This is a genomic window from Pantoea sp. B623 (genome assembly GCF_024814475.1).
Taxonomy (GTDB): domain Bacteria; phylum Pseudomonadota; class Gammaproteobacteria; order Enterobacterales; family Enterobacteriaceae; genus Pantoea; species Pantoea ananatis.
On sequence record NZ_JANUXM010000003.1, the window covers coordinates 202,025 to 213,489 of the forward strand.

Annotated in this window: 13 protein-coding genes; 7 read left to right on the forward strand and 6 right to left on the reverse strand. The window is 52.4% G+C overall.

Translation table 11 applies throughout. The features are described from left to right. The 3 genes from NXS97_RS01510 to NXS97_RS01520 are packed head-to-tail and all read left to right on the forward strand — an operon-like array spanning nucleotide 1 to nucleotide 2,315. The gene (locus tag NXS97_RS01510) at nucleotides 1-1,158 is read left to right on the forward strand and encodes an exo-alpha-sialidase (RefSeq protein ID WP_014598171.1); all 1,158 of its coding nucleotides are present in this window, start codon (nucleotides 1-3) and stop codon (nucleotides 1,156-1,158) included. Nucleotides 1,159-1,162: 4 nt separating this feature from the next. Further along, on the forward strand, nucleotides 1,163-1,633 hold the full coding sequence (locus tag NXS97_RS01515) for a YhcH/YjgK/YiaL family protein (protein WP_013027811.1): 471 nt from the start codon (nucleotides 1,163-1,165) through the stop codon (nucleotides 1,631-1,633). Nucleotide 1,634: 1 nt separating this feature from the next. Further along, on the forward strand, nucleotides 1,635-2,315 hold the full coding sequence (locus tag NXS97_RS01520; RefSeq protein ID WP_013027810.1) for an SDR family NAD(P)-dependent oxidoreductase: 681 nt from the start codon (nucleotides 1,635-1,637) through the stop codon (nucleotides 2,313-2,315). 185 nt (nucleotides 2,316-2,500) lie between these two features. On the opposite strand, the gene NXS97_RS01525 is transcribed toward NXS97_RS01520, so the two are convergent. Then, nucleotides 2,501-2,902 (reverse strand): cupin domain-containing protein, encoded by a 402-nt coding sequence (locus NXS97_RS01525; RefSeq protein WP_013027809.1) that lies wholly within the window; start codon nucleotides 2,900-2,902, stop codon nucleotides 2,501-2,503. Nucleotides 2,903-3,150: 248 nt separating this feature from the next. Between NXS97_RS01525 and NXS97_RS01530 the strand changes: the two genes are divergently transcribed. Continuing rightward, complete coding sequence (locus NXS97_RS01530; protein WP_116220108.1) at nucleotides 3,151-3,948, forward strand: MetQ/NlpA family ABC transporter substrate-binding protein; 798 nt, start codon at nucleotides 3,151-3,153, stop codon at nucleotides 3,946-3,948. A 55-nt stretch (nucleotides 3,949-4,003) separates the two neighbouring features. Here the strand turns inward: NXS97_RS01530 and NXS97_RS01535 are convergent, their stop codons facing one another. Then, nucleotides 4,004-4,711, reverse strand: a complete 708-nt coding sequence (locus tag NXS97_RS01535; RefSeq protein WP_116220107.1) for a phage antirepressor KilAC domain-containing protein — start codon at nucleotides 4,709-4,711, stop codon at nucleotides 4,004-4,006. 435 nt (nucleotides 4,712-5,146) lie between these two features. On the opposite strand from NXS97_RS01535, the gene NXS97_RS01540 reads away from it, so the two are divergent. Beyond that, nucleotides 5,147-5,581: a 6,7-dimethyl-8-ribityllumazine synthase gene (locus NXS97_RS01540; protein ID WP_013027806.1), complete on the forward strand. Its 435-nt coding sequence runs from the start codon at nucleotides 5,147-5,149 to the stop codon at nucleotides 5,579-5,581. A gap of 81 nt (nucleotides 5,582-5,662) precedes the next feature. Then, nucleotides 5,663-6,136 carry a nuclear transport factor 2 family protein gene (locus tag NXS97_RS01545; RefSeq protein WP_014333065.1) on the forward strand — a complete coding sequence of 158 codons (474 nt, stop codon included), beginning with the start codon at nucleotides 5,663-5,665 and terminating at the stop codon, nucleotides 6,134-6,136. 226 nt (nucleotides 6,137-6,362) lie between these two features. Here NXS97_RS01545 and NXS97_RS01550 read toward each other — a convergent pair whose 3' ends face one another. The 4 genes from NXS97_RS01550 to budA all read right to left on the reverse strand — a co-directional run bounded on the left by NXS97_RS01550 (nucleotide 6,363) and on the right by budA (nucleotide 10,300). Then, the gene (locus tag NXS97_RS01550) at nucleotides 6,363-6,800 is read right to left on the reverse strand and encodes a hypothetical protein (RefSeq protein ID WP_014333063.1); all 438 of its coding nucleotides are present in this window, start codon (nucleotides 6,798-6,800) and stop codon (nucleotides 6,363-6,365) included. Nucleotides 6,801-7,023: 223 nt separating this feature from the next. After that, nucleotides 7,024-7,797: a (S)-acetoin forming diacetyl reductase gene (locus NXS97_RS01555; RefSeq protein WP_116220106.1), complete on the reverse strand. Its 774-nt coding sequence runs from the start codon at nucleotides 7,795-7,797 to the stop codon at nucleotides 7,024-7,026. 24 nt (nucleotides 7,798-7,821) lie between these two features. Then, a complete protein-coding gene (alsS, locus tag NXS97_RS01560; RefSeq protein ID WP_116220105.1) occupies nucleotides 7,822-9,501 on the reverse strand; it encodes an acetolactate synthase AlsS in 1,680 nt (559 codons plus the stop codon). A gap of 16 nt (nucleotides 9,502-9,517) precedes the next feature. Then, entirely contained in the window at nucleotides 9,518-10,300 is a 783-nt protein-coding gene (gene budA, locus NXS97_RS01565) for an acetolactate decarboxylase (RefSeq protein ID WP_013027801.1), read from the reverse strand. Between the two features lie 104 nt (nucleotides 10,301-10,404). Between budA and NXS97_RS01570 the strand changes: the two genes are divergently transcribed. Further along, nucleotides 10,405-11,298, forward strand: coding sequence for a LysR family transcriptional regulator (locus NXS97_RS01570; RefSeq protein ID WP_014333059.1), 894 nt, complete (start codon nucleotides 10,405-10,407; stop codon nucleotides 11,296-11,298). The last annotated feature ends 167 nt before the right edge of the window (nucleotides 11,299-11,465 follow it).

Sequence of the window (11,465 nt, forward strand, 5' to 3'; positions counted from 1 at the left end):
ATGACCGTAACCGTAATTCGTGATGGCCATCTGAAGCCATGGGAAAAAGATGGTCGAGTAATGACGGCAATGTTGCCTTCGTCATGCCCGCAAAACCACGCCGCCAATATTTTGCCACTGCAGGATGGTTCCCTGCTCTGCGTCTGGTTTGGCGGAACACAGGAAGGGATTGCCGATATCTCCGTCTGGTGCTCTCGCTTGCCGGCAGGCGCTGACACCTGGAGCGAAGCCGTCAAACTGTCTGACGATCCCACGCGGTCTGAGCAAAACCCTGTGCTGTTTCTCGCGCCCAATAATGTTCTCTGGCTATTGTGGACGGCGCAGATCTCCGGCAATCAGGATACGGCGATTGTCCGATACCGCCAGTCCAGCGATCTTGGCCAAACCTGGGGCCCGATCGATACGCTGTTAGATAAGCCAGGCACCTTTATCCGTCAGCCCATTACCGTTCTGGATAACGGTAACTGGTTACTGCCCGTGTTCTACTGCCGTACCCAGCCAGGTGAAAAATGGGTAGGTAATGATGATATCAGCGCGGTGAAAATTTCGTCTGATCAGGGCAAAAGCTGGCGAGATGTGGTCGTGCCAGACAGCCTGGGGTGTGTACACATGAATATCACCGCCTTGCAGGATGGTTCGCTGGTTGCCCTTTACCGCAGCCGCTGGGCGGATCATATCTATCTGAGCCGCTCCACCGATGGCGGAGAAACCTGGTCATCGCCCGAGGCCACTGTTTTACCTAACAACAACTCTTCTATTCAGGTGACGACGCTGCACAGCGGCGAGCTGGCGCTGGTATTTAACAATATGAGTGCGGCCGGGGCCACAGAACGTCGTGCCTCTCTATATGATGAGATCGATGACGGTGATGGCAGAAAAGAGCCGGAAACGACAGGACGTACCGCATTCTGGGGGGCACCGCGCGCGCCCATGACCGTGGCTATTTCAGCGGATGGGGGCAAGACCTGGCCATGGCAGAAAAACCTCGATGAAGGCGATGGATACTGTATGACCAATAACTCTCAGGAAAAACGCAACCGTGAATTTTCCTATCCCAGCATCAAGCAGGATGCTGGGGGGACTTTGCATATCGCTTATACCTATTTTCGTCAGGCAATTAAATACGCGCGCGTCACGCCTGAGTGGGTGAAGGAGTAATCTGATGATTGTTGGAAACCTGAACAACCTGGCCCTGGCAGGATTACCTGAACCCTTACTGGCCCTGCTCCGTTTACCCTCATGCACGTTTGAGGCACTGGCAGCAAAAGATATCGGTAAATGGCAGCCAGAAAATGTTGCGTGGTTTTGTAATATTCAGCAGGCCACTACCGAAGATGCCGCGTTACGGCACACCGAATATCACCATCTTTGGGCGGATATTCAGGTGATGCTGGAAGGCGAAGAGATTATCAACGCCGGTACGCAGTCCGTCGCGAAGACGGATGATGAAGAGAAGAAACCCGATCTGTTCATCACCCGCCCCCGCGAATGGCCCGTGAGCATAACGCTACGCAAAGGGGACTTTGCGGTATTTCTGCCCGGTGAGCCTCATCAGGCGCTGTGCGCGGTCAACGAACCGATGACGGTCCGCAAAGCGGTGTTTAAAGTGCCAAAATCTATGTTAGGAGACTGAGATGCGTCACGCTATCGTCACGGGATACAGTTCCGGTATCGGCCAGGCCATCACCCATCATCTGCTGAATAACGGCTGGAAAGTGACGGGACTTAGCAGAAACCAGGGAGAGATGGCCTCACCGAACCTTAACTGGGTTGCCGTGGATTTAACGGATGCGGAACAGCTTAAGTCGGTTATCAGCACACTCGGTACCCCGGATGCGTTGATACATGCAGCAGGGATGATGGTGGCCGCCCCGTTAGGCGAACTTGATAGCGCTGCCGGCGCGCGCCTGTGGTCGTTGCACGTTCAGGCGGCGGAAGTCCTGGTGAACCACTTTGTGCCGATGATGCAGCCTGGCAGCAGGATTGTCATTATAGGTAGCCGCACGTCGCGAGGTGCCGCCAACCGCTCGCAGTACGCTGCAACCAAAGCGGCGCTGGTTGGCATGGTTCGCTCGTGGGGAATGGAGCTGGCACCGCGTAACATCACTGTTAACGTTGTTGCGCCTGGTGCGACCGAAACCCCCATGCTCACCCGACCTGAACGTACGTCGTCGGCCCCTATGGTTCCGCCGATTGGCCGGCTCATTCAACCAGAAGAAGTCGCCTCGCTAGTGGGTTATCTACTCAGCGAACCCGCCGCAGCCATTACGGGCCAGGAACTGGTTATCTGCGGCGGCGCCTCGCTGAAAGCGTAATGAGAGTTGCATACAAACGTAAACCAGCCTTCACCGGCTGGTTTTTTTGGCGCCATGACCCTACACAGTATTCCAGATGCCAAATGCGCACCCTGAATCAGGTTTTCTGCCCCGTTCACGCGATCTGCAAAGGACTGGCTCCAGCGAGTGTTTAACCCGAAACTGTACCGGTAGGCATTCTCACGCTAGAACTCCTCAGGTTCGCCGGGAAGCGGGTCGGTCAGCTCCATCCCTTTCACCCCCGCATAGGTAATCACCAACTCGGCAGGCGTGTTCAGCGTAAAGCCGCGATGTGCGCTGTTCACCGTTTCATTTAACGCTTCGCCAGCCTGAAAGGTTTGCTGCTCACTCGTTTCTTTATCCTCAACTACAAGCGTACCTGACAGGATAAAACACGCATTCGGCATGGGATGCGTATGCCAGGGTAACGAAGAATTAGCCGGAATGGTCAGGCGCATCACGGTCAGTTCGGGTTCACCCTGCGGATAAGCGTCAATGTGTTGACCGTTCCATGCTTCACTACTTTTTAACACCTGTACGGCAACGATTTTTTTCTCTGATGATTTATCTGAATGATTCCCTGACATGGTTTCTCCTGACTCGCGTCGGCAATACTGAAATGAATAACGTGTTTAAACGTAGCCTATGATCGTGTTCGACGACGTCAATTACCCTGCCAGCGGTTAAAAACGCCAGGATAGCGCCTGATGACCATGCGGTGAATTTTTAGACAAATCATGCAGTAATGGTTATATCTTATATCGCCGCGTCAGTACGCAAGGCGGATAAATTGTATTAGGCTTTTGACATCTTTTACTGATGGGAATCGCTACTAATGAAAGGTTTATTTACGGCGCTAATCGCCAGTTCCGTATTACTGTTGTCCGCCTGCTCACCTGATAACGATCATAAAGTTAAAGTGGCGATCAACACCGGTCCCGACGAAGCTATCTGGCAGGAAGTTCAGAAAATTGCCAAAGACAAGTATCAGCTGGATGTTGAAGTGCTTAACTTCAACGATTACGTACTGCCAAACGAAGCGCTGAACAATAAAGAAGTTGATGCCAACGCCTTTCAGAGCCTCCCCTATTTGGAAGAACAGTCTAAAGAGCGTGGCTACAAATTTGCGGTTGTCGGTAAAACCTTTGTTTTCCCTATCGCTGCCTATTCTCACAAGATTAAAAACATCAGCGAACTCAAAGATGGCGATACGATTACCCTTTCTAATGAGGCCACAACGCTGGGCCGCAGTCTGTTACTGTTGCAGGCTCAGGGCTTAATTAAGCTCAAAGACGGCGTGGGCTATTTGCCGACCTCGCTGGATATCATCGAAAACCCTAAGCATCTGAAGCTGGTTGAGGTGGATACGCCGCAGTTAACCCGTACTCTTGACGATCCAAATGTCACGCTTTCAATCATAAATACCAACTTCTCTGCCCAGGCTGGCCTGTCGGCGCGTCGCAATGGGTTGTTTATGGAAAGCGCCTCATCGCCTTACGTCAATGCCTTGGTATCACGTCAGGACAACAAAGACAGCGATAAAATCCAAAAGCTGAAGTCTGCGTTACAGTCTCCGGAAGTCGCGGCCAAAGCAGAAGAAGTCTACAAAGGTGATGCGATCAAAGGCTGGTAAAGGCTGGCTGAAACAGGCCGCATCGTCAGCGGCCTGTTTCACGCTAAAAGTGAGGCTAAGCCGCCGCACCTTTGAGTTGAGCAGACAGATGTCCGGCCCACAGGCTGGCAATCCATCTGACACCATTGGCGGTAAAGCGAGCCTGCGAGAAAGCATGCTGATTGTCCGCCGTACCTGAATGCAGTGTAAAGTAACCCGTCTGCAGATGGTAATGCTGGGGCCTCAAGGCTCCCTTGTCACGGAACATAATATTGCGCTCCAGCAGGAACTGGCGAAAATCTGGCTCTTTGGCTTTCAGCATTTTGCACAACTGGCGGAAACCCAGAGACGTTTCAACGTTGACAAAGTGGTCAAAAAAAGCGGCTTTTGGTGCCGATTCGGCCAGTTGTTTCTCTGCTGCGCGTCGCTGTTCAAACTGTTCAGCCCAGGCACGAGCGGCTTCAGCAGGATTCGTAAAATCAGGCAGATGAACACGCTCTTCAAGGGCCTGCCAGCGATCGAGCGCATCGGCCGTAAAACCCGGCGAAAGTCGGGCGACAGCCAGCAGAGAGTCGCGTTTATTCAGGCAGAACTCCTCACGCGTCTGGCCTTCGCGCTCATAGAGATTGACTGAAAGTGGCTGAGAAAGGCGCTGCGCCGTTTCAAGACTTTTAATTAAGCGTTTAACTTCGCCGTGCGTATTGCCGGTCATTTGGGCAACTTCACGGCTTGTCATCGTAATGGCATGATCCGTTGCTTTGAAGATTTCTGTCGATATCATCATGGGCTTTACCCCCTAATCATTCCAGACAACACCCAACGGGCAGTGGAATAATTATACAATTACCTGTTTAAATATCCAGTACTATTTTTAAGCTGATACATTAATGGAAAGCGTTACGCAAAAAGCGAGCATTGGCCAGACGGATAAAACACGACAGCGCTCTGGCGGATGATCCGCGCAAGATCGGTGCCGTCCGTAACGGTGGATGGCGGTAAAAGCGGATTAAAGATAAGCACGGATTATTGACATCAGTTTATAATGTCGGCCATAAGCAAGAGACGTCATCCGGCTCCGGCGCTCAGGTAGCCAGGTGATTCAAGAAGTGCTGAGCGAATTTACTGTGCTGCTCATCAGACAGCTTTATTTTTGATTCGGAAGAATGCGATCGTTTTGCGATTTCACGTGCACCGGATGTCACGTTTACTGGAGTAAGTTATGCAACCGTTAAGAGTCGCCTTTATCAAGGCAAACTGGCACAGCGACATTGTTTCTCAAACCCTGGCTGGCTTTAATCAGGAAATGGAAAACAGCGGCACGCCTTACGAAATTAAAACCTGGGACGTGCCTGGTGCCTTTGAGATGCCTTTACTGGCGCAGCGCCTGGCGCAGACAGGTCAGTTTGACGCCATTGTTTGTGCGGCCCTGGTCGTTGATGGTGGCATTTACCGCCACGACTTCGTGGCCCAGGCCGTGGTCAGTGGACTCATGCAGGCTCAGCTGGCTACCAATGTTCCCGTGTTTTCTGTTTCACTGACGCCGCATAATTTTCAGCCTGCCGACGAATTCGTGCGTTTTTATACCGAGCATTTTGTGAAAAAAGGTAAAGAAGCGGCTCGCGCCGTTTGTCAGGTTCACGCCATTTCGCTCTAAAACCTGCCCGTTTATGAATGTCATCAGCCGGCACTCCAATGCTCAAGTGCCGCTGAGTCTGCCAGCGTTTCAGGAGACCTTATGGAATCACCACGTCAGCCTTTACCCCCGTTTAACGATGTACAGGATGCGATAAAGAAAGTGCGCCTGGCAGAGGATGCCTGGAACAGCCGGGATCCCGAACGTGTTTCTCTGGCCTATTCTCCCGACAGCGCATGGCGAAATCGCGATAGGTTTATTACGGGCCGGGCCGAAATTGTGGCGTTTTTACGAGACAAATGGCAAAGGGAAGCAGAGTATCGGTTGATCAAAGAGTTGTGGAGTTTTCATTCAAATCGTATCGCCGTGCGCTTTGCCTATGAGTGGCATGACAGCCAGGCAAACTGGTTCCGTTCCTACGGCAATGAGAACTGGGAATTTGATGAGAATGGCTACATGGTGAAACGCCATGCCAGCATTAACGACGTGGCCATTACCGACAGTCAGCGACTGTTTCACTGGCCTCAGGGCCGCCGACCGGACGATCATCCCTCTCTCAGTGAACTGGGGCTATAGGCATTCATTAACAGGCGCTATGGGTGATCCAAATTGCCATCGTGCCTCATGTGTCATCAAAAGCACAACGGCTGTCGTCAAGGGCGAGATTAACGCCATAAAGCACTGAGGTCACGGGCACTACACGGCAGATCGACGTCAGCAGAGAGATAACCTGCTGCCGTCGTAACGCTATCTGAACGATCGCCAGGCAGTGAAATTCACGACCTGGCGTTAGCAGGACAGATTAGCCCTGTTCCTGCGTCTGTGCTGGCTGGGGTTCGCTCTGTTTAGGTTGTTCAACAAAGGTCGCCTTATTACGAGTCACGGTATAAGCCACTTTTTTAACGTCTTCAGGTGACGTTGTCACTTCAAGGGGATCAATAGTTACCCGCCCCAGGCCAAACAACGTGCGCACATAACCGCCGACTTCATGTTTACCCGCGGGAACATGAAGGATTTTGCTTTCACCATTGGGCAGTTCGCCTGCATCTTTACCATCTACCGTCAGATAAATATGTGAACCGTCATCCGCACGCGTAATCACGTGTGAAACATCGATCTGGGTCTGTCCGGTCGTAAAATCATCCGCTGCCGCAGCGGGGGGATTGGCGGCGGGATGCCGGGCGCATCCGGCTAATGTTGTGGCGACCGCAAGTGCGGTAAAAAGATTACGATAACGCATTATAGCTGTCTTACTCCCTGGCAAATGAACGCATTATTTTAGCCGTTTCACTGAACGATGGAAGCCCGGAAACGCTCGGTATGCTCTTAAAATTGTCAGGAAATGAGGGAAAAAGTAAGCAGCGTTATTTTTTCACAGAACGTCATGCAGGATCTCAGCCTACCTCATGCGAGGTGACAGAATACCGGGCAGTCTGGCGCCGTAGCGCCAGACATTTTTCCGGTTAGCTAAACACCATGCCACCGTCTACCAGTAACGACTGTCCGGTGATGTAATCAGAATCCGGGCCGGCAAGAAAGGCGACACAGGCTGCGACATCTTCGGGTTCTGATAACCGACCAAGCGTGATTCTTTTCGCAAACTCCTGAGTACCATAACCCACGGGTTTGCCTGCCGCTTCGGAAATCTGCCTGTCGATCTCCGCCCACATCGGTGTTTTAACAATACCAGGACAAAAGCCATTTACGGTGATCCCCGCCGGTGCCAGATCCCGTGCGGCAGTTTGTGTCAGGCCCCGAACAGCAAACTTGCTTGAGCTGTAAACTGCCAGCTCGGGATTGCCGACATGCCCGGCCTGAGAGCAGGCGTTAATAATTTTTCCGCCATGGCCTTCAGACGCGAATGCTTTTATCGCGGCCTGCATGCCCCAGATCACGCCTTTGACATTAACGTCGTAAACCTTGTTGATGACCTCTTCGGTGATTTCATCAATGGGCGTTGAGGGCGCGACACCTGCGTTATTCACAATGACGTTAAAATCACCCAATACGCTGCGCGCTTCTTCTACGGCATTAAATACCTGATCCCGTTTTGTTACATCCACCTTGATGGCCAACGCACGGCCGCCATCATTCTTAATCTTTTCCGCAACCTGCGACGCGGTTTCAATATTATAATCAGCCACGGCCACGGCAAATCCGTCTTTTGCCAGACGTAAGGCTATCGCCTCACCAATGCCCTGACCCGCACCTGTCACAAGCGCAACCCGCATTTTCATCATCGTTTCCTTATTCCGTTGAAATTAAAGTATCTGGCTGAGGTGAAGCTGCCCCATCAGCAAGTGGTTATCGGCGTAATCCACTGGCACTGCCACAACAGCAGGCCCCTGAACATCCATCGCTTTGCGCAGCGTGGGTTCCAGTTCGGAGGCACTGTTCACCGCGAATCCCGCCGCACCGAATGCTTCCGCATAGGCTTTAAAATCAATGGGCCCAAAGTTCACGCCTGAAACACGCTGATATTTTTTCTCTTCCTGCATCGCCACCATGTTGTAAGCATTATCGACCCAGACAATGTGCAAAATGTTGGCGTTGAGCCTGACGGCGGTTTCCAGCTCCATGCTTGACTGCAGGAAGCCGCCATCTCCTGAAACCGAGACGACTTTACGCTGTGGATCGACCAGCCAGGCACCAATCGCCCAAGGCAAGGCCACGCCCATGGTTTGCTGCCCGTTAGAAATCATGATTTGGCGTGCGCGGAAGCTGTAGAGATAGCGGGCAATCCAGATATGGAAGCTGCCCATATCAACGGTGAGGCTGACGTCGCTGTTGATAATGTCCTGCATCGCACGCACGATGCGCAGCGGATGAAGAGCAAACTGATTCAGGCTCGCGCCCTGTAATGCAAGTAACTGCCGCTGCTGCTGACGGTCCTCAAGGATACTGGCAGCCTCCTTGCTGAGCTGTAACGGCTGGCTGACCTTTTGTGCCAGTTTACGCAGCGTGGCGGCGATGTTGCCGACCAGCTCCGCATCTGGCAAATAGCGGTTGTCCGTTTCCGCTGGCACAACGTCAATGTGGATTAAGGTGGCATTCCCGCTGTTCCACATGGCAGGTTCATACTCAACCGGGCTGTAGCCGATGGTAATAATCAGGTCGGCCTGTTGCAGCAGCTTGTCGCCTGCCTGATTGTTGAAAAGTCCAACGCGACCGGCAAAACGGGAAAAGTGCTCCTGGCGAACGGCACCCGCAGCCTGATACGTGCTGGTTACCGGGATATGGCTGCGGTTTAACAGATCGTGAATGGCTTCGCTATTCTCAGGCTGGCTTGCCATCAGGCCCAGCAAGATCACGGGATTTTTTGCGTGGGCGATCTCACGGCTGACCGCATCAATCATCACATCCGGTGCCGCACCCAGCGTGATGCGGCCGTGATGGCTCAGCACCTTACCCGTGACCGGCTGATCAACGATATCCTGTGGCAGGCTGACAAACGCACCGCCGCCGCGACCGTGTTCAGCGTGACGAAACGCGTTTGATACACATTCCGCCAGTGCCGACGAGTCGGTGACTTCAACCGCATATTTTGTCACCGGGCGGAACATGGATACGGTATCAAGACTCTGGTGAACCTGCTTGGCGCTGTCGGAGCGTTTGACCGCGCCCCCAATAGCCACCACCGGGTCGCCCTCACTGGTTGCGGTAGCCATACCGGTCACCAGGTTTGAGCAGCCCGGGCCGGATGTGACCAGCGCCACGCCAGCGTTACCCGTCAGACGGCCTACTGCCGCGGCCATAAAGGCGGCATTCGCCTCATGCCGCACGGGAATCGTCTGAATGGAAGAATCGAGTAGGGAATCAAATACCTTATCAATTTTTGCGCCAGGGATGCCAAACACATGGCTGACGCCTTGCGCTTCAAGTTGCGCGACAACCAGGTCTGCACCGCAGTGCCAGAGCGTCGTATCAGAGAGAGTTTTCATATTTCAGGCCTCGTGATTAGCTTTCGACAGAACGGATGGCATCATCCAGATTTTCCGGCGTCAGGTTGGCATTAAGAAAGTCGGCGTTTTCTGGTAAATCGATCACCAGCTTGCTGATGGCACCAAAAGTCAGCGTGCCCTGCTCCAGCACATAATCCAGGATATGCCCACCGCCGGTTCTGTCGTCTGTGATGAAATGTTCGTGATATCCCGCGACGTTGATACCCTGCATGTACTGCGGCGTGCGGAAGCCAATAAGCTCGCCATGGCGGTGCGTGAATTCAAATATGGGCTGGTTTCCCAGAACTTCAGGCATCGATCGGTAAGGCCGGCACTGGCACGGAACGGTACGCGTCTGGACGGATGAAAAATGTCCGCTTACACGCAGTGCACAAAACTGGTTGTCGGAGGTGATTTCGCTGTCGATAAGCTGATGCAGCGCATCGCGCTGAACCGCGCGTTCAAAAACGTGTTTATGCTGGGGTTGAAAAAAGGTCATTACCGCAAATGGCGTTTTCTGGTCAGGATCAGCAGGCCGGGCACTGCCATCGGCGCGCAGCTGATACACATTGCTGTCGAACGCAATGAGTTCACCATCCAGCTGATTGAAGGTTCCCAGACCAAAGTCACCTTTGCGCAGTAAGTCAGCAATCCTGGTTTCACCGTCATAAACACCACTCAGCAGCGCACTCATCAAAGAGGTTTGATACATAACACTTTCTGGCATGTTTTTTCGCAGCTTTTGGACGGTATCTTTTAGTTGATCCTCACAGGAACAATCAGTTACAAAATTGCTCATCGGATGCCTCGTAGGTTAACTGTTAAGCCGTGTTAACATAATGGTGACCCTGTTTGCGGACAGAATCCAATAGCAAAACCTGTAAACTTTGAGACGTTTTTAATATGGAACTGCGCCATCTACGTTATTTCGTTGCTGTCGCTCAAACGCAGCACTTTACCCGAGCGGCCGAACTGCTTGGCATTTCGCAGCCGCCACTCAGTCAGCAAATTCAGCGACTGGAGCATGAAATCGGTACGCCGCTGTTAAAACGACTGACGCGCGGTGTGGAACTGACGGATGCAGGAAAAACATTTCTGGCGGATGCGATTGAAATCATTCAACTCGCCGATCATGCGCTGGAAAAGGCGAAAGGTGTTGCCCGGGGGATCTCGGGCAAAATGTCGCTGGGCTTTGCCAGTTCGGTGGCATTTGATCCCAACGTCTTTGAGATTATTCGGCGATTTAAAGATCGCTATCCCGCCCTGGAACTGATGACGCGGGAAGAGAACATGTCATTGCTTATTCAGGATCTCCAGGAGGGATTGCTGGACGCGGCATTTCTTCGTCTTCCCTGCGAAAGCAGCAAATCGTTTAATTTGCGCGTCATTTCTACCGAACGGATGCTGCTGGCTTTGCCTGCTGCGCATCCTCTGCAACAAAAACCCAGCATCGCGCTGAGCGAACTGGTGCAGGAGACCTTAATTATTTTTCCGCGAGACGTTTCACCCAGCCTGTATGAGCTTATTGTCAGTGCCTGTTTGCGCGCGGGTTTCTCCTCATCGTCTTTTCAGCAGGCTCCGCAAATCAGTTCTTCTCTTGGTATGGTCGGCGCAGGTTGCGGTATAGCCCTTATACCGGAATCGATGGTGTGCGTGCAGAATCCGCAGATTTGCTTCCGGGAAATCGCCAACAATACGCTTTTTACCGATGTGGCTTTTGCCTGGCGGCGGAATAATGCGTCTAAAGCGGTTAACCATCTGTTGTCGCTGATTTCAGAAGGTCAAAGCGTAAACTGATGCACTGCTGTTCGCAGCATTTTTCATCCGCTCACGGCCGTCTTCCTTATTCAGGGTAAAAATTTAGCGGTTGAGTTCCATCCCGTTTTAATAAACGCATTTTGCTGGCACGTCTTATTTTCTGCCCTGCCGTCGGTGAAAAAAGCGTGAGATATTGTCCATTAGCC